Source organism: Dehalococcoidia bacterium, assembly GCA_041649635.1.
Classification (GTDB): Bacteria; Chloroflexota; Dehalococcoidia; order E44-bin15; family E44-bin15; genus JAYEHL01.
Genome location: JBAZMV010000001.1, coordinates 92,773 through 111,051, shown reverse-complemented (window position 1 = coordinate 111,051; position 18,279 = coordinate 92,773). Strand labels below are relative to the sequence as shown.

The 18,279-nt window shown below is 54.0% G+C and carries 19 protein-coding genes and 2 tRNA genes; 2 read left to right on the top strand and 19 right to left on the bottom strand.

The features are described 5' to 3' along the window. Nucleotides 1-50 precede the first annotated feature (50 nt). Nucleotides 51-827 (top strand): enoyl-CoA hydratase-related protein, encoded by a 777-nt coding sequence (locus tag WC562_00550; protein ID MFA5054651.1) that lies wholly within the window; start codon nt 51-53, stop codon nt 825-827. Nucleotides 828-1,205: 378 nt separating this feature from the next. Here WC562_00550 and WC562_00545 read toward each other — a convergent pair whose 3' ends face one another. Then, a complete protein-coding gene (locus WC562_00545) occupies nt 1,206-2,102 on the bottom strand; it encodes a 3-hydroxyacyl-CoA dehydrogenase family protein (GenBank protein ID MFA5054650.1) in 897 nt (298 codons plus the stop codon). Between the two features lie 490 nt (nt 2,103-2,592). On the opposite strand from WC562_00545, the gene WC562_00540 reads away from it, so the two are divergent. Further along, nucleotides 2,593-3,339 (top strand): hypothetical protein, encoded by a 747-nt coding sequence (locus WC562_00540; GenBank protein ID MFA5054649.1) that lies wholly within the window; start codon nt 2,593-2,595, stop codon nt 3,337-3,339. 22 nt (nt 3,340-3,361) lie between these two features. Here the strand turns inward: WC562_00540 and WC562_00535 are convergent, their stop codons facing one another. The 18 genes from WC562_00535 to WC562_00450 form a co-directional block, all read right to left on the bottom strand. Continuing rightward, nucleotides 3,362-4,318 (bottom strand): HAD hydrolase family protein, encoded by a 957-nt coding sequence (locus WC562_00535; GenBank protein MFA5054648.1) that lies wholly within the window; start codon nt 4,316-4,318, stop codon nt 3,362-3,364. Next, nucleotides 4,315-5,124, bottom strand: coding sequence for a formyltransferase family protein (locus WC562_00530; GenBank protein ID MFA5054647.1), 810 nt, complete (start codon nt 5,122-5,124; stop codon nt 4,315-4,317). The genes WC562_00535 and WC562_00530 overlap by 4 nt, the downstream gene beginning before the upstream one ends. A 1-nt stretch (nt 5,125) precedes the next feature. Beyond that, nucleotides 5,126-5,764, bottom strand: coding sequence for a PHP domain-containing protein (locus WC562_00525; GenBank protein ID MFA5054646.1), 639 nt, complete (start codon nt 5,762-5,764; stop codon nt 5,126-5,128). After that, on the bottom strand, nt 5,761-5,985 hold the full coding sequence (gene xseB / locus WC562_00520; GenBank protein ID MFA5054645.1) for an exodeoxyribonuclease VII small subunit: 225 nt from the start codon (nt 5,983-5,985) through the stop codon (nt 5,761-5,763). The genes WC562_00525 and xseB overlap by 4 nt, the downstream gene beginning before the upstream one ends. After that, nucleotides 5,952-7,118, bottom strand: coding sequence for an exodeoxyribonuclease VII large subunit (gene xseA, locus WC562_00515; protein MFA5054644.1), 1,167 nt, complete (start codon nt 7,116-7,118; stop codon nt 5,952-5,954). The genes xseB and xseA overlap by 34 nt, the downstream gene beginning before the upstream one ends. Continuing rightward, nucleotides 7,119-7,679, bottom strand: a complete 561-nt coding sequence (efp, locus tag WC562_00510) for an elongation factor P (GenBank protein MFA5054643.1) — start codon at nt 7,677-7,679, stop codon at nt 7,119-7,121. 62 nt (nt 7,680-7,741) lie between these two features. Beyond that, entirely contained in the window at nt 7,742-8,800 is a 1,059-nt protein-coding gene (locus WC562_00505; GenBank protein ID MFA5054642.1) for a Xaa-Pro peptidase family protein, read from the bottom strand. After that, nucleotides 8,797-9,237, bottom strand: coding sequence for a type II 3-dehydroquinate dehydratase (locus WC562_00500; GenBank protein MFA5054641.1), 441 nt, complete (start codon nt 9,235-9,237; stop codon nt 8,797-8,799). Before WC562_00500 ends, WC562_00505 begins: the two co-directional genes overlap by 4 nt. Then, on the bottom strand, nt 9,234-10,172 hold the full coding sequence (xerC, locus tag WC562_00495; protein ID MFA5054640.1) for a tyrosine recombinase XerC: 939 nt from the start codon (nt 10,170-10,172) through the stop codon (nt 9,234-9,236). The genes WC562_00500 and xerC overlap by 4 nt, the downstream gene beginning before the upstream one ends. Next, nucleotides 10,169-12,508, bottom strand: a complete 2,340-nt coding sequence (topA, locus tag WC562_00490; protein MFA5054639.1) for a type I DNA topoisomerase — start codon at nt 12,506-12,508, stop codon at nt 10,169-10,171. Before topA ends, xerC begins: the two co-directional genes overlap by 4 nt. Continuing rightward, complete coding sequence (gene dprA, locus WC562_00485; GenBank protein ID MFA5054638.1) at nt 12,508-13,623, bottom strand: DNA-processing protein DprA; 1,116 nt, start codon at nt 13,621-13,623, stop codon at nt 12,508-12,510. The genes topA and dprA overlap by 1 nt, the downstream gene beginning before the upstream one ends. 247 nt (nt 13,624-13,870) lie before the next feature. After that, nucleotides 13,871-13,958: transfer RNA gene (locus WC562_00480), tRNA-Ser, on the bottom strand. 81 nt (nt 13,959-14,039) lie between these two features. Further along, nucleotides 14,040-14,510 carry an MGMT family protein gene (locus tag WC562_00475; GenBank protein MFA5054637.1) on the bottom strand — a complete coding sequence of 157 codons (471 nt, stop codon included), beginning with the start codon at nt 14,508-14,510 and terminating at the stop codon, nt 14,040-14,042. Nucleotides 14,511-14,543: 33 nt separating this feature from the next. Further along, a complete protein-coding gene (locus tag WC562_00470; protein MFA5054636.1) occupies nt 14,544-15,065 on the bottom strand; it encodes a hypothetical protein in 522 nt (173 codons plus the stop codon). A gap of 15 nt (nt 15,066-15,080) precedes the next feature. Next, nucleotides 15,081-16,148 carry an HD domain-containing phosphohydrolase gene (locus WC562_00465; GenBank protein ID MFA5054635.1) on the bottom strand — a complete coding sequence of 356 codons (1,068 nt, stop codon included), beginning with the start codon at nt 16,146-16,148 and terminating at the stop codon, nt 15,081-15,083. A gap of 170 nt (nt 16,149-16,318) precedes the next feature. Then, nucleotides 16,319-16,409, bottom strand: a tRNA-Ser gene (locus WC562_00460). 195 nt (nt 16,410-16,604) lie between these two features. Continuing rightward, nucleotides 16,605-17,402, bottom strand: coding sequence for a prepilin peptidase (locus WC562_00455; protein ID MFA5054634.1), 798 nt, complete (start codon nt 17,400-17,402; stop codon nt 16,605-16,607). Nucleotides 17,403-17,586: 184 nt separating this feature from the next. Next, entirely contained in the window at nt 17,587-17,901 is a 315-nt protein-coding gene (locus WC562_00450) for a hypothetical protein (GenBank protein ID MFA5054633.1), read from the bottom strand. Nucleotides 17,902-18,279: the final 378 nt, after the last annotated feature.

The window sequence follows — 18,279 nt, the reverse complement described above, 5'->3', positions numbered from 1 at the left end:
CGGCTTTAGGTCGCTGGTACATACAATGACAAAAATAAGGAGGGATTTTTTTGGCTAACGAAGTCCTATACGAAAAGAAAGGTCACGTTGTAATCATCACATTGAACCGCCCGGAGGCGATGAACGCTTTCAACCCGGCTCAGATCCAGGCATTCAGCGAGGCCGGCATCAAGTTCAAAGACGACCCGGACGCGTGGGTGGCCATAGTCACCGGTTCCGGCAATAAGGCTTTCTCCTCGGGCTTCGACCTGAAGACGATGGATGCCAGCGGCGACAGGCTGCCGTCACCAGGCGGCGACGCGCCCAAGCTCATCCAGCGCGGGCTGGAGATATACAAGCCCATCATCGCAGCCATCAACGGCGTGGCCATGGGCGGAGGCCTGGAAGTAGTCCTGGCCTGCGATATCCGCATAGCGGCGGAGCACGTCAAGCTGGCCGTTCCCGAGGTGAAGTGGAACCTTATTCCGGGCTGGGGCGGAACGCAGCGGCTGCCGCGGCAGATAGGCCGTGCCAAGGCTTCCGAGATGCTTCTCATGGGAACCTCCATCGATGCGCAGGAGGCGTTACGCGTCGGTCTTATCAATAAGATCGTACCCGCCGATAAGCTGATGGAAGAGGCCATGTCCTGGGCCCAGAAGATAGCCGAGAACGGGCCGCTTTCAGTCAGGGCCGCCAAGCAGTGCATCCTGCAGGGAACGGATATGACGCTCCAGGAAGGCATGCAGTTGGAGCTGGACCTTGTTGATAAACTGCTCGATACCGAGGATTCCAGGGAAGGCCCTCGCGCCTTCGCCGAGAAGCGCAAGCCGAATTTCAAGGGCAAATAGTCGATAGTTTAAAATCCCCCTGAATCCCCCTTTGCGAAAGGGGGAGATTAACAGGAGATTAAGAAGAGCGCAGGTCGCAAGCCTGCGCTCTTTGTTTTTTGATTAGGGGAACGCTTGGCCGAGTTCTATCAACCCCCTGTTATCCCCCAGTCTTGGGGGATAATAAAAAAGGATGGGGGACACCCCCAAACCCCCGGCAGGAGGTATCCTGCACCTCTTTTGTTTCCTCTCCCTTGAGGGGAGAGGACTAAGGTGAGGGTGAAAAAGAAGGACGCTGGTTTTGCCAGCGTCCTTTGATTTTATGATAAGAGGGCGAGAAGACCTCGCCCCTACGGGATCGAGATTCGGGCTTGATGAATCAAGCCCCTACGGGGAATCCTACCACTTTGAGGCTACTTCGTCCCAGAAGGCATAGATGCCCTTGCCGTGGCGTCCGCCGGTGTAGCCCGCCCGCACCATGGTCCTGATGAGCGGGTGCAGCTTGCCCTTCTCCGGCCCGAACTCCTTCATGGCGTCCGCCTCGGATACGGCGTAGGTGCCCCACGCGCCGCTGAAGTCGCCCAGCTCCAGGGGCCCCATGGGGAAGTTATAGCCCAGCTTGAGAGCCTTGTCGATGTCCTGGGGGGAGGCGACGCGCTCGCGTATCATATCCAGGGCTTCCCAGCGCAGGGCGCGGTAGGCCCTGTTGGCGATGAAGCCGTAGCTGAAGTCCTTGCATATCACGGTCTCTTTGCCCAGCGCTACTGCCAGCTCGCATATCACTTTAACCACATCGTCCGAGGTCAGCGTGCCCCTTACCACCTCGACGAGCTTCATGCGGCTCACCGGATTGAAGAAGTGCATGCCGATAACCACCTGCGGTCTCTTGGTGCAGGCCGCAATCTCAGTGATGTTCATCTGTGATGTGTTGGTGGAAAGGATGGCATGGGCCGGCGCGGCGGCGTCGATCTTCTCGAAGACGTCCTTCTTGATGTCCATCTTCTCCATGGCCGATTCGATAATCAGGTCGGCGTTCTTGACCGCCTCCCCGATACTGGTCGTGCCCTTGATGCGTCCCATTATCTCGTCCATCTCGGCCTGGGTCATCTTATTTTTCTCGACGTAGAATTTCTTGAGCCTGTCGGCGATGGCGTCGATGCCCCTCTTGACGGTCTCATCCGTTCGCGACCACTGCGTTACGTTGTATTTGCCTACGTATGAAAGAAGTTCCGATATCTGTGAACCCATTGTGCCGCCGCCGATGACGGCTATCGTTTTGATGTCTTTTAACTCCAAGTGCGTTCCTCCTTATGTTATTTACGATTGTCGATTGATGGGAGTGCTTGTTGCTGTTATATCAACCCCCTGTTATCCCCCACTCTTGGGGGAACATAAAAAAATCTGGGGGACACCCCCAGTTCCCCCGTCAGGAGACGAGTCTCCTGTACCTCTGCATCGATGGTTTCATTATATAGATTTGCAGGTGAGGCCGCAATATTTGGTTTGTTATTCTGTCATTGCGAGGAGACCTCCCTGTGAATGGCGACGTGGCAATCCCGTCGTTTGTGTGTGAGGTTGGTTGTAGGGGCACGGCATGCTGTGCCCGCCGATAAAATGGTGGGCGGAGCCCACCCTACTGGAGTAGAGATTGCTTCGCAAGGCTCGCAATGACAATAACGGAAGTTAGGTGTTTCGAAGATTGACCGTAGCTCTAACTGACGGTAAAATACCTTTAGACACTTTGTAGTAATTCTATGTGACCGAGTCTTGTATCTGGAGGCAATTAATGAAAGTCATCTCAGTTCTACTTTGCATGGCGGTATTGATGAGCGTTGTTGCTTGTGGAAGCAGTGTCAGCAATGAGTCGAACGGCATGACGGCAGACGAGATATTGTCGAACTGTCACAACGCATCAAACTCTATGAATACTGTGCAAATACATGAAATTTACACCACGAATAGGCTATGGTTTAGCGGTAGTGGGGACACCTCTGCTCTTATAGATAATTTAAACCATTCAGCATATACAGTAGCGTATGATTCGGCCTTCCCGAATGAATCTATGGAGGTCTATGCATTAGATGAATGGCTTTATACACGCAATTCTACTGAAGAATGGATAAAAACCCAGTTGACAGAAGATATTTGGAATAGTATATATGGTTCGCCGCAACAACAATTGTTAGTTACATTGCAAAACTACACTCAAGCAAGCTACATTAGTATGGAGTCTGTCGACGGGACGAACTGTTACAAGATAGACATTACTCCGACTGAATCACAGATGAATGCTCTTGGATTGAGTGGATTAACGATAAAGATACCAACATTTAATGCCTGGATTGCAGAGAACAATTACTATCTTATGAAATTGTCATTTAATCTAACGATTTCAGATGGTGAATGGCTAAGTGAGATACTGACTTATTCGAATATCAATCAGCCTGTGAATATCACATTGCCAGCAGCTGCCGAGAATGCTGAGGCTTTATCTGCTACAGAATGGATGGAGGAAAGTTGGCGGTGGCAATGAGGAAAAATACAGCTGGTTTCTTTTACCCCAGCCCCGCCGCCCCGCGCACCCTCTGCCGGACGCCGAGGTGAATGCGGAGCGGCTCCTCCAAACCGTCGGCGTCGGCCAACCACTGGAACTTGTTTCTCCTCTTAGTTTCCACGAACTGTTTCACTGCCTCGCGGCCGCCTTGTGCCCAGGCGTCGAGCGCAGGCTTGAGGTCGGATATATCGGTTGAGGCCAATCCTATCGTCGCGTAAGCCAGGGCGTGCTCGGTGCCGTTGTAGGCCACGGCCAGCCCGCCGGGCAGGTGCACGGTCTCCAGCATGCGCGAATCGGTGATGCTGTCGCCGACGACGACGCATTGCTCCGGAAACACACCGCGCATACGGGCGAAGTTGCGCAGGGCCGCGGCCTTCTTGCGGCCGCCCATCGGCGTTATCTCGCGTATCGCTTTGCCGAAGGTCGTCTGCCCCAGCTCGCCGCGGAAGAAACGCTCGAATCTCAGTTTCACATTCTTATCATCGGCGTTCGTCATATCGAGCACTTCGATCTCGAAGGCGGCGATTCGATTGTAGTCTTCTTTCGTTGCGAGCTTTTTGAGCCGTTCGATAGGGAACAAAGTGCATTCGAGATTTTCGCGGGGGATGCCCACGCGCTGCATGATGCGTGATGCGTATTGCTCGTAGGCGGTGCTGATGCAGAACACATGCCAATCGCTGAGGCTTTTAATGAGCTCTACCGCGCCGTCTACGATTGTGGCCTCATCGGCCAGCTTTTCAATGTCGTCCGAGGTTACTCCATGATTGATAATGAATGGAGCTAATACGGCCAGGTCGTCGCCGGGGTCGTAGGCATCCTCCTCCTCGTAGGTGCGCTGGCGGTCGTAGCGCCGCACGATGTCGAATATCGCATTGCCGTTGGGAATGAGCTTCATCAGCGCCCGCATGTTGTCGTGTATGGACAGCGGGCCTTCCATATCGAAGAAGATAAGGTTCATGGGGCGGGAGGCTCTTTCACTTTCTTGTCTATCTCCCTGCTCAGATCGTATCCCTTGATGGGCTTGCCTTTTACGTCCACGACCTTGCCGTTGTCTATCTTTATCTTACCTTCGCTGAAGGCCTTTATCGTCGATATGACCAGCGGTATCTCCCTGGCGGCTCCCTGTTTCCTTATCTCGATGAAGAGAGGGTTCCTCTCGCCTTCGTGCTTTTGTATCTCCCAGAGCGGGAGTCCTTTAATCTCGTCCCAATACCTGTCGAAAGGTTTGCCCCTGATGGAGAACTTGCAGTAGCTGACGACGGGGCCGCCGTCGAGCACGGGCGTGACCAGGTGCGTCATGGCGCCGGTCTCCTTGGCCTTCTTTTCGATGAGCTGCCAGATGACCTCCTGCCACGTGCCCGCGGGGCCGTCGGGCGGCGCGGGGTGCAGGTTGATCATGGGATATTTTTTACACATCTCCCTGCCGACTATGAGCATATATCCTGCCAAAACGCCGAGATCGAAGGAATATGGCTCCAGCTTGCTCATGACCTCTTCCTCGAACCTGGAGCGCCAGTCGCCCGTTCCCGCCTGTTTGAATTGCTTTGATGATACACATACCAGGGGCAGGCTGTAATCGTGCACCAGCTTCATGAACTCGTCGCTGCCCTTGTGCTCCCCCGGCTCGCGGTTACAAAAAACAAAGGCGATCTCGGCCTTTAAATCGCCCCTGATTATACTGTTCCAGGTGAAGCGCAGTAGGTTTCTGGAGCCCTCTCCATTGCCAGTGGAAAACCAGCCTATTCTATACGGTTGCTGCGGCATGTTACACCTTCCTTATCCTGGCCCATGTGCTGCGCATATGCACCAGCGGCGATGACGGCCGTCCTACGATGTTTCCCTGCGCAAGCGCCTTGAGGAAGTCGTCCTTTCCCTCGAAATCCGGCATTTCCACATACGTTGTGCCGATCTCGTCCGGTGTGTGGGCGTCGCTGCCGGCGCCGGCCGGGAGCTTGTGCCGTTCTGCGAATTCCCGGGCCATGGTGTTGTGGTGTCTATAGAGGGAACGCGCGTTAAATACTTCTATTATGTCAACCTCAGGCAATATCTCGTCCAGCGCATGACGCTCGATAGCCGAGCCGCGAAGGGCGTCGAACGGGTGCGGCACGCAGACCAATCCGCCCTGCTGCTTGATAAGTCGCACGGTCTCAGTCGCAGGCAGCTTCCCCGGTATCTCTTCGCTCAGGAAATAACCGATGACCTCGCCGTCCCTGGTATGAATCTCGCTGCTTACGATCACCTTAAAAGGAGCGAGTCGCTTCAGCTCGACGGAGCCTTTTATGGTGTCATGATCGGTCACTGCTATACAGTCGATACCCGTTTCCATGCAACGAGATATGATCTGCTCCGGCGTCGTCTTTGAGTCGGGCGAGTACATGGTATGGATGTGCAGGTCGCACTTCATTTATCGGGCTCCCCGTTTTCACCGTCGTTATCGAACATGGTCTGCACCTCGCTCAGCTTGAGCTCGGCCTTGTTCAGTTTCTCGTGGCATATCTTGGCGATGGAAGCACCCTCCTCGAAGAGCGCGATCATCTCCTCGAGCGGCATGCCGCCCTTCTGCAGGGCCTCCGTTATCGTTTCCAGCCGCTTCAGCGCTTCTTCGAAGGAAAGTCCTTCATCCATGCCTGCAATCCCTTCTTCGAGCCGGTCACGCGGCTGTTGAATTGTCCGTCGCCGACCTTGACCTCTATCATGTCGCCGCGTTCCACCTGCGAGATACTCGATATGACTTCTCCGCTTGCGTGGCTCTGAACCAGCGCGTAGCCGCGCTCCAGCGTCGCCAGCGGGCTCAGCGAACCCAGTTTAAGCTGCTGCCCGCGCAGCTTCTCGCCGTTTATTGATAGCACATTATCGATTTGATTCGACATTGTGGCATACATCTCATCTGCATGCTGGCGGCCACGCTCGATACCGCCGGAAAGAGATGATGACATCGACGCGACGCAGCCTTGCAGGAGCGCCTCGATCTCGCCGCGCTGGGGGACCGCCAGCTCGGCGGCGGCGGAGGGGGTGGGGGCGCGTTTATCGGCGACGAAATCGCATATGGTGAAATCGGTGTCATGGCCTACGCCGCTGATAACCGGAGCCTTGCTGGAATAGACGGAGCGGGCTACCTTCTCATCGTTGAAGGCCCACAGGTCTTCCAGCGAGCCGCCGCCGCGCGCGACGATGATCACATCGATGTCTCCCCTATCGTTGAGCGCGTTCATGGCGTTTATGATGCCGGGTACGGCGCTTTCGCCCTGGACGGCGGTCGGCGCCAGCACAAGCTCGGCCAGCGGGTAGCGCCTGCCGATGATGTTCGTTATATCGTGGAGCACGGCCCCGCCCGGCGAGGTCACGATGCCGATCTTTTCAGGGAACTCCGGCAGGGGGCGCTTTCGCGACGGCTCGAAAAGTCCCTCCTCCTCCAGCCTGGCCTTGAGCCTCTCGAACTCCATGTGGAGCACGCCGATCCCGGTGGGCTGTATCATGTCCACGTAAAGCTGGACGGCTCCGCTGACCTCGTATATCGAGATGCGTCCGTGGGCCACGACGGCCATGCCGTTCTCAACTTCGACGCTGAGTCGCTTGCGGTTAAAAAGGACGCAGCGCATCTGGCTCGATTCGTCCTTGAGCGTGAAATAGAGGTGTCCGGCGGAGGAACCCGACATGTTTGATACCTCGCCGCTTATCCAGACGTCGGCGAGCAGGGCGTCTGATTCGAGGATGTCCCTGAGGTAGCCCGTTATCTGGGCTACGCTGTAGACCTGCATCTAGTTCACCCTTTCAAGGTATTGGCCGCTGCGCGTATCGACGCGTATCCTGTCCCCCTGGTTGACGAAAAGCGGTATCGGTATGGTAAGCCCGGTCTCCAGCTTTCCGGGTTTGTTGACGTTGGTCGCGGTGTCACCCCTGTAGCCCGGATCGGTCTCGATGACCTCAAGCTCGACCGAGTTGGGAAGCTCCACGCTGACGACCTCTTCCTTGTATGTGAGCAGGTCGATCTTCAGACCTTCCTTGAGGTAGTTTACCGCATCATCCAGCGTCTTTTTATTAAGCGGCGTCTGCTCGAAGGTGTCGGCGTCCATGAAATAATAAAGGTCGCCGTCGTTATATAAGAACTGTACCGTGTGCCGGTCGAGAGTCGCCCGCTCAAATTTCTCTCCCGACTGGCAGGTGTATTCAATCGTATGTCCTCCGCGAAGGTCTCTAAGTTTCAGCTTTATCTGAGCAGAGCCTCGTCCGGACTTGATGTGTTGCCAGTCTACGATCTGGTACAGCGTGCCGCTGATCACGATCGTGAGTCCCTTCTTAATGTCACCCGTTCCTATCATTTATCCCATCCTCTCGACGTATTCGATTGTATATAAACCGGAATACATAGACTCCAGTGGAACTACTCTAGCTTCTTTGCTTTAGTGAGCACCGTCGCTCTTCCATCTTTCAAAACCGCCATGTCCTCTATGCGCACGCCTCCCCATCCGCTGATATATATGCCGGGCTCGATGGTGAACACCATGCCGTCCGTTAGTATGTCCTTCGATTCCCGCCCCACCCGCGGCGCCTCATGCGTGGCCAGCCCCACCCCATGACCCAGCCCGTGCCCGAAGTGCTCCCCGTATCCTCCCTGTTCGATGACCGTCCGCGCCAGGCCGTCTGCCGTATCGCCCGTCATACCCGATTCTATAGTGGCGATGGCGGTGAGCTGCGCTCCCAGTACCAAGTCATATATTTTATCAAATTTTCCACCCTTTTTCCCCATGCAAATAGTCCGCGACAGGTCGCTGGTGTACCCGCCGACGCTTGCGCCCATATCTATGATAACCGGTTCGCCGGCGACGATGGGGCGGTCCGTGGGCTGGTGGTGGGGCTTAGCCGCGTTGGGGCCGGAGGCCACTATGATGTCGAAGGGCATTACGCCGCTTCCGTTCTCGCGCATGGTCTTTTCCAATTCCCATGCCACTTCAGCTTCGGTCATGCCGACCTGCATCCCGGCGGCCACTTTTTCGAAGGCGGCGTCGCTTACGGCAACGGCTTTCATTATTAGCGCCAACTCGTCGTCATCCTTAACGGCGCGCAGCGATTCGACGAGGCCTTCGGTCGGAACCAGCTCTTTTCCATGGATGTCGGCCGTGATTGAGCGATACGTCGCGAAAGAAACATCGTTAGCGTCGAAACCGATCCTCTTTATATCGAAAGATGAAATCAATTCATTAAACCACTTTGAAAGAGCTCCCTGCTTTTGTAATATTTTGAACTCGGGTGCCTGGCTCTCGGCCTGCTCGACATAGCGAAAATCGGTTGCAAGAACGGCATCGTTTTGCGTGATGAGAAGATATCCCGCCGATCCGGTGAATCCGCTGAGGTAGCGGCGGTTCTCCGCCTGCGAAACAAAAAGGGCATCCAGTCCTTTCCCGTCGACCTGCTGTCTTATCTTATTCAGGCGTCCCGTCATTTTTTCTTCTTGAGGAGAGCTATTAAAAAATCGACCGCATCGATATAACCCTGCCAGCCGAGACCGGAAATCTGCGTCTTGGCCAGGTCCTCGATGACGGATTTCCTGCGCCACTCCTCGCGATGGTGTATATCGGAGAGGTGAACTTCGACAATCGGTAGGTTGCTGTCTTCCAGCGCATCTCTTAAGGATAATCCGTAGTGTGTGAGCGCCCCCGGGTTTATTATTATCCCGTCGGCTTTAGGCGCCTCGTCTTGAATAAAATCGATAAGCGCGCCTTCATGGTTCGACTGATATGTCTTCACCGAGGCGCCCAGCTCCCTGGCACGCTTTGTAACAGCGGCTTCAAGCTCGGGCAGGGTCTTGTCGCCGTACAGATCGCGATTCCTTTTGCCCAGCATATTTAAATTGGGGCCATGTATGAGCAATATCTTCATGATGATCCCCCCTGCTTCCTGGCCCTGGGATGCGAGGCCAGATAAACCTTTCTCGCCTGCGTCTGAGTAACATGCGTGTATATCTGAGTGGTGGCCAGATTGGCATGGCCCAGCAGCTCCTGCACAACTCTCAGGTCCGCGCCGCCGTCGAGCAGATGTGTTGCGAAGCTGTGGCGTATCATGTGCGGGAAGACCCTCTTGGTGAGCCCTGCCGCTTTAGCGTAATAGGACAGCGTCTCCTCGATGGAACGCTTCGATAGTCTCCGTCCGTATCGATTCAGAAAAAGCGCGTCGGTGGAGCGTTTCCCCGTGAGCTTCGGCCGACCTTCGCGCAGGTAGCATTCGATGGCGTTCACGGCGGGCTTGCCCATGAGCGTGATGCGTTCCTTGGAGCCCTTGCCCAGCACGCGGATCTCGCGTTCCTCCAGGTTGACGTTCATGATATCGAGGCCGGCGATCTCGCTTACACGCAGACCTGACGCGTAGAGCAACTCCAGTATGGCCTTGTCCCGCATGCCCAGCGGGGTGCTGGCATCCGGAGCCGTTATCAGTTTCTTGACCTCGTCGTTGGAAAGGAAAGAAGGGAGCCTCTTGGTCAGCTTGGGCGAGGATATTGTAAGCAGCGGATTTTCCGTGATGATATTCATACGGGTGAGATAGGCGTAGAACGAGCGCAGCGCGCTGAGCTTGCGCGCGATGCTGGATTTCTCGTATCCGCCTTCCAGCAGCGAGGCGATATATCGGCGCAACAATTGGATATCCACATCCTCCAGCGTCGCAACATTCTCCTTAACGGCGTAATCTATGAAGTGACGCAGGTCATGCAGGTAGTTGCGCAGCGTATATGGCGATGCGTGGCGCTCGATCTCAAGATAGCGTTTGAAATCGCCAAACAATACGGCCATGCTTTTCTCATCCTGCAGGAACGGGATCATTTTTTAACGGCCTCCCCTTCCAGCTTGTCGCTGGATTCGCTGAAACCGCATTGCGTGCATTTAGCCGCGTTCTTGCCGCTCATTACCATGAGGCCGCGGCATTGCGGACATGGATTTGGTACCGGTTTGACGTTCGACGTGAAATCGCAGTCGGGATAACCCGAACACCCGTAGAAATTACGTTTCTTCTTGCTCCTGCGCTGCACGATGTCGCGTCCGCACTTGGGGCAGGCGACGCCTATCTTCTTAAGGATCTGCTTCGTCGTTCTGCATTTAGGGTAGTCAGTACAAGCGATGAATTTGCCGAAGCGCCCCGATTTGACGACCATGGGCTTGCCGCAGGTGGGACAGTCTTCTCCTGTTTTCTCCTCGGCTACATCTCCCTTGCCAAGCGGTTTCGCGTTCTTGCATTCAGGGTAGCCGGAGCAGGCCATGAACTTGCCGTAGCGGCCGTTCTTAATAACCATCGGTGCGCCGCATTTCTCGCAGATTTCATCCGTCGGTTCGTCCGGCACCTTTTCTACTTTCGATTTAGCCGTTTGGAGCGTGGCCTCGAACGGTTCGTAAAAATCGCTGACGTACGGAACCCAGTCTTTCTTTCCCTGCGCGATGAGGTCCAGCCCTTCCTCCATCTGCGCCGTAAACCCGAAATCGACGATATTGGGGAAATGCTCGCTGAGCATGTCGCTCACCTGCATGCCTAAGTCGGTTGGCTTAAAACGCCCGCTTTCCTGTACGATGTAATCCCTTACCTGTATGACGCCCAGGATCGGCGCGTAGGTCGAAGGCCTTCCGATGCCCCACTCCTCAAGCGCCTTTATCAGCGTGGCCTGGGTGTAACGGGAGGGAGGTTGGGTGAAATGCTGTTCCGGTTTAAGATCTATGAGATTGAGATGGTCGCCTTTTGCCATATCAGGCAGCGGCGTCTTGTTGTTTTCGTCGTCGGACTCATCCTTGCCTTCGCTGTAAAGTATGGAAAAGCCCTGGAATTTCACAGCCGAGCTGGCCGCCCGGAATAGATAAGCGTTCCCCTCTTTACGGGTCCTGGCTTCGATATCGGCTGTGGTCGTATCGATTATTACGGGCGACATCTGGCTAGACACCATGCGTTTCCATATCAGCTCGTATAAACGGAACTGGTCCTGGCTTAGGTGTGACTTAATCGCAGACGGCTCGCGCCCGATCGATGTCGGCCTTATAGCTTCGTGCGCCTCCTGCGCTCCCTTTGCTTTCCTGGTGAAGACGCGGGCATGTTTCGGCAGGAACGCCTCGCCGTATTTACTATGGATATACGCGCGCGTCTCCTCTATCGCAGATGGTGTCACTCGAATGGAGTCGGTGCGCATGTAGGTGATGAGGCCCACCGATCCCTCTTTGCCCATGGATAGCCCCTCGTACAATTGCTGGGCGATGGACATGGTGCGTTGCGCGCTGAATCGCAGCTTGCGCCAGGCCTCCTGCTGCAGTGTGCTGGTTGTGAACGGAGCCGACGGCTGTCGCAGCACGTCTTTTCTTCGTATGCCGGCGACCTTGTAGTCGGCGGACTTCAGTTCTTCGATTAGTTTCGATGACTCTTCTTTGCTGCTTATGTCAATCTTGGTGCCGTTCATATTGCCGATAAAGGCGGCGGTGAACTGCTCTTTAGTCGCCGCCTTCTCTAACAGCGCGTCGATGGACCAGTACTCTATCGGGACGAAGTTTAATATCTCCCGCTCTCTGTTGACCACCATCTTGAGTGCCACCGATTGCACCCTGCCCGCGGAAAGGCCGCGCCTGATTTTCTGGCACAGCAGCGGGCTCAGCTTGTACCCTACCAGGCGGTCGAGAATACGCCTGGCCTGCTGCGCGTTGACCAGGTCCATGTCTATGTCGCGCGGGTGTTTGAAGGCCTCCGTTACCGCATCCTGGGTCAGCTCGTGAAATTCCACTCTCTTGACCGGCATGCCGTCCAGCCCGACAGCTTCCACCAGGTGCCAGGAGATGGCCTCCCCTTCCCTGTCGGGGTCGGTGGCCAGATAGACCGCTGAAGAACTCTGTGCGGCTTCCTTCAGTTCGTTGACCACATCGCGCTTCTCTTTGGGCACCTCATACTTGGGAGCGAACGTTTTTTCCTTTATATCTACGCCCAGCCGTTTCTGGGGTAAGTCGCGAACGTGGCCGACGGATGCTTTCACCTTATAGCCGCCGCCCAGCATCTTGGTGATGGTCCTGGCCTTGGCCGGAGACTCAACGATTACAAGGCTTCCGCCCGACGATCGAGCCCCGGTTTTGGCTTTCGATTTCGTTCTTGTTGATATCTTCGCTCTGGTCGATTTAGTCGATTTCTTTTTAGTCATTAGTTTATTTTCACCCTGTATTCTTCCCGCGATTCTCTCGCTGTCACGTAGTTCATGCCGCCCACCTGCCTGACCATACCTTTAAGCTCCATCATGGCCAGGGTGCTGGATATGGTCGCTATAGGCAGTGAGCACTGCCTGCGCACCTCATCGATATGTGTCGGTTCCGCCGATATGTATTGTAGTATAACGGATTCCATCTTAGTCGCAGGGATCAGCGATTTGGCCTCAACATGCTGCACCGCCATGGTAAGGTTGAGTTCCTCCATGATGTCCTCGGCGTTACGAACGAGTTTAGCCCCCTCCTGAATCAGCCTGTTTGGCAGCCAGCTCGTTGGCGAGAGCACGCTTCCGGGTATGGCGAAGACCTCGCGGTTCTGCTCGATGGCCCGTTCCACGGTTATCCTTGCGCCGCTTTCCTTTTTCCCTTCGACTATCAGTACGCCCAGGCTCAACCCGCTCATTATCCTGTTGCGCAGGGGGAAGTTCTCCCTCCTGGGCGGCGTGCCCAGCGGGTACTCGCTGACGAGAGCGCCCTGCTCGATTATGTCCCGCGCCAGGTTGGCGTGCTGGCTGGGATAGACGATATCCAGCCCGCAGCCGAGCACGGCGATGGTGCGCCCTCCCGCGTCCAGCGCCGCCCTGTGAGCTATCGAGTCGATTCCTTTGGCCAGCCCGCTGATAATAGTTATGCGATTGCCGGCCAGCGCTCCCGCTATCTGCTGCGTCACCTCGCGTCCGTAGTATGTCGGGTAGCGCGTGCCGACTACGGACAGCGACCACTCGTCCTGGGGGGCAAAGCCGCCCCTGATGTAGAGCAGCGGCGGGGGGTCGTATATCTCCTTGAGCATTGCGGGATAAGCTTCATCGGTAATCGTTATAGCCTTTACCTTGTACCGCTCCAGCTTTTCCATCTCGTCTTCGAGCGACAGTTTGGAGCGGTTGGACAAGATCGATTGCACGGATTTGGCATCGAGCCCGGCCGCTTCCAGTTCGGCGGCGTTGGCCTGCCAGGCCTGCTCCATGCTGGAGAAATAGCCTGCCAGCCTGGAGATGCGGGCGCGTCCCATCCCCGGTATCAGCGAAAATCCCACCCAGAATTTTGTCTCGTTCATAAACTAGGTTATTCTAGCACATGAGTCAGGGTAAAAAAATACCCCCGCTTTGTCCGGCGGGGGTTGGTGATGCGCTCAAATCTACGGCTCGATTAGTTTACTTTCATGTTTCCGATTCCCTGATTGATTTAGCACACGTCTGTTTTTAGAAGGGAGAAGGTTTCCACATCATGTCGCGAAATGCAAGAGAACCCCCTGTTTTTTCTAAATTGTGCGAATTTTGAATATATCGGGGAATTGAGGAATATGGCGGAGAGGGCGGGATTCGAACCCGCGGTACCCGAAGGTACACACGCTCTCCAGGCGTGCCTGATCGACCACTCCAGCACCTCTCCGCTTAAGGGCTCTATTCGACGTGATGTCGTTTATGAAGGAATTTAACTTTATGGATTATACCAGAGATTCTAGCCGAAAGGCTATGTGTAAAGATATTTTTCAAAGTCGGCCACAGCGCACTTCTTGCCTTTTTGCACTACCTTGAAACCTTCGTTTTCAAGGAGCTTCCTCTGACCTTCTATGCCGCCGGGGTATTTCTCGTTCAGCACGCCGCCCGATTTCAGCGTGCGCCAATAAGGCGTGATGTTCTTCTCGCCTGAGCTTAGGGCTTCATCGGCGGCGTTGGCGGCTATCCAAGCGAATATGCCTGTGGTCAGCGGGCAGCCTATGGTAGCGCCATGTTTCTCCGCAAGCTTCTGGCGGATCTCGCTTATCGTGATGAGTTTGCCTTTAGGAACCCGTCGCATTATCTCATCGACCTCGATCGGAGCCGGTATCACGAACGTACCGGTGCCCCAGCGTTTGCTCATCCTATCGTCTATGACTTCTACGCGAGGCAGGTCTTTGCTGTCATTCAGCTTTTCGCGCCAGGATTTCTTTTTAGTCGCCATACCGACCCTCCATGGGGAAGTCATTTAAGAATATTATTTGCCTTTGCCAATGTCAGATAGGGCTTCAAGATAGACATTACGCACCGAGGACTGCTTCTCCTTTTTGACCGCTGCTTTGAAAAATCGCGTCAGCTCTTTCCTGGTTTTCGGGTTGTTTTTTGCTATCTCGGTCAGCCCGTTGGCAGCGCTCCATCTGATAATCGTTCCCGGGTCATCGGCCATTGCCGTTAATGCTGGAATTGCCTTCGCGGCTTCATCGGGAAAGGCTTTAGAGGTGCCTGTGATGATCTCGCCGGCCTCCAGTTTGACCTGGGCTGATTTGCTGTCAAGCTGGCTGATGATAAGGTCGATTCCGTTCTTAACGAACATTGGATCGTCTTTGGTTATCTGGTTCACGGCAGCGAGACAAATGGCTTTATCGGCGTCCGTTGCTATCTGGAAATAGTCCGTTATCTCTGTGAGGAACTCGCCGCCGCCCTTTAGCTGTTTCACCAGGAGCAACACCTTTTCCTTCGGCGGTATTTCGAATTTCAGCGTTTCGGAAACGATGCCCATTATCTTAACCTGCGATTATTGCTGTTTCATTAGGTTGGCGTCGCGCAACGCGTCGCATTCCTCCAGGCCGCGTGTGAAGGAAAAGCCGGCTTCTTTGAAGATCGACGTGCAGACATCAGCGACGTCGTGATCGTATAAAGTGCCTTTGTACTTGGAGACCTCTTCCATAGCCTGCTCGATGGTTAGAGCGGATCTGTAGGAGCGGGGATAGCATATGGCTTCAACCACATCCGCGACGCCCAGTATTCTGGCCTCTATCATGATCTCTTTCCACTTGAGCCTGTTGGGGTAACCTGAGCCGTCCAGCCTCTCATGGTGTTGCAGTACCATTTCGGCGATAGGCCACGGGAAATCTATTTTCTTTAATATATCGTAGCCTACCTTTGGGTGTGTCTTAATGACTTGCATTTCGAGATCGGTGATGCCGGTCGGCTTGCTCAGGATCTCGATGGGCACGGCCACCTTGCCGATATCATGTACAAGTCCGGCCAGATAGAGGACTTCGGCGAAATCATGATTGTTATCGGGGGAGAGCCTGTAGGCAATACCGTAAGACAGGGAAGCGACCCTTTTCTGGTGGCCCGCGGTGAAGGGGTCTCTGCTCTCGGTGACCTGGGCCAGGGCGTGGACCGTGTCTTCAAAAACTTTCTGCATCCTTACCTGCGTGTCCGACGGCACTGCCTTATCGACGCGGGATTCAACCTTATGTATTGGCTTCTTCTCCAGCGCGTGAATGACGGCTGGCCCCAGATGCGTCAGCTTATTCTTCAGTATGAAATCCGCCGCTCCCTGATTTAAGCATTCTTCGGCATGGTCTTCGTAGTCAGCGTCGGCAACCATTATCAGGGGGATATCAAGCCCCTGCTCTTTCAATATATCCAGCGATTTCATAGCGCTGTTGTTAGGCAGGCCGTAATCGGCGATGATAACTTCCGCGCCTCTTTCCAGGTAGTGCAGGTATTCAGCCTTCGTCTTTATGTGCCGAGATATAAAATTTAGTGCGGTCTTTTCAAGCTCTAGCTCTATGCGTTCCGCGTCCTCCGGTATGTTCTCCATAATCAGTATTTTTATCTGTTTTTCCATGCCATACCCCTCAGCCAGAAAGATCGCTGATGATATCTGATTCAATTATTAGTCGAAATTGCATTCCGGAATAATTCAGTGTGAGTAATGTACCACAATATCGGCTGTTAGTCGAGAAGCGTACGCATGGAGGTCTTTTTACGGCCTATGGCGCATCGGTTGCAGTTATATGGCGGAGAGGGCGGGATTCGAACCCGCGCTCGCCGAAACGGCGAGACCGCTTTTCGAGAGCGGCACCATCAACCACTCGGACACCTCTCCACAATCTGCGATTATACAATAGAAACAAGGCTATGGCAAAAGTTGGTTTTTTATGACGGGACATTCTTCCGTGCGGGCAAAACGATATGAGTAGGAGCTGCGCCGAGAAATCTTATTCCACTACAACTGTATCGACAAATCCATGTGAATCCGGTCGAATCGCTGATCAAGAGTACAGGCCATGCTGAGAATATACTAAACCTGAAATATATCCAGACACCAGTCGAGTATCTCAGCTCCATATAACAGGGTGGCTATGGCGGCTAAAGAAAGGTATGGCCCGAAGGGGATGCCTTCCTTGCCTTTCTTTTTCTTGATAATGAGTAGCATTATGGCGACCAGGCCAACAATAATAATCGCCAGAACCAGTGCAATGAATACCAGTGGATAGCCGGTGACCAGCCCTATCAGTGCCGCCAGCTTTACGTCGCCCAATCCTATCCCTCCCCTGCTGACAAGCGCAATCAGCAGAAAAAGCCCCAGGCCTATGCCGCCGCCTATGGCCGCGTCAACTATTCCCGGCTCGGATGAGAATACGCTGATGAGCAGCGCCGCTGCCATAGCCGGGTAAGTCACCTTGTTAAGAATAAGCTGGTGCTCTAAATCGATTGCCATGATGATGACGAACAGGCAGCAGTAGAAGGAAGCAATCGCCAGATCAATATTCAGTCCGTAGTGCCAGCAGAGGTAGCCGAAAAGAGCCCCGGTGCCGATTTCTACCCAGAGCATGCGTCTGGGAATAGGCGCTTGGCAGTAGCGGCAACGCCCTTTCAGCCGCAGATAACTCAATACAGGAATGAGGTCTTTTATCGTCAGGCGATGATGACACGAGGCACAGTGAGAACGAGCGGATAGAATCGACTGATTATTGGGCAAGCGATCGATTAAAACATTAAGCAGGCCGGCTACAACCGTTCCCAGCACGACGAAAACAGCTATCCAGATACCTTCCATCAGATTGTTTATTATGGATGCTTTTACCGGTTCAGTCAATAATCCTGGTGATATGCTTAGGATTGCTATCGGGGGGAAGGTACCCGTATTAACTTGAATGAACATATCGTTACAGGATCTGGATGGACGGGAACACTCAGATAATTGAAAAGCCCCGATGTTAAGCTATATACAATAACCCGGGGCTCTCAAGCGTTAAATTATGCAACTATCGCCTGATAACTTATTGCTGAGTGGTTTCTTTCTTCTCCCTGTTTTTTAAAAAATGCATGAGCTTAAGGAAAAGCAGCACCAGCGACACCATGATGAGCACATAAGAAGACAGCCATAGGGCGGCCATTGCCGCTACGCTCAAATTGTAATCTGCAAGGAATATGACATACGGTATGGCCAGGATAACCCAGCCTACGGCAAGCACAATCCAGAGAGGCCAATGCTGGCCGGTCCTCTTATGAGTCAACACGTATCCGGCAATAGATAAGGCTGCAATGAGACAGGCGAACACCAGATTTACAATGCAAGTAACTGTTGAGTCCATTCTATAGTTCCTCCCCTGGAGCATAAAGCCCCAACAATCTTATTACTGCGACTATTGAAACCTGCCCGCAGCTTTGCGCTCCGCAATTGCTTGCGGTTTGTTTTTTGGACAACTTACGCAGCTAAGCATCCTCGAAAACACTGCCTACATGAACCATTCATATTCATCTAAAATTGGGAAAATATAACATACACGATGCACATTGTCAATACATTTCAGCCTGACTATACGATAATGATGAGGAGTATGCTTAGATTGCGCCGCATCAACTGATATCGTTCGGCCATAAATTGGTCGAGGATCGCAACTTGTTATCGGGGCTGTCCAGGACAATCTCCAATCGGTGCTGCGACAAGTTCAGCTTGCTGGCGATAACTA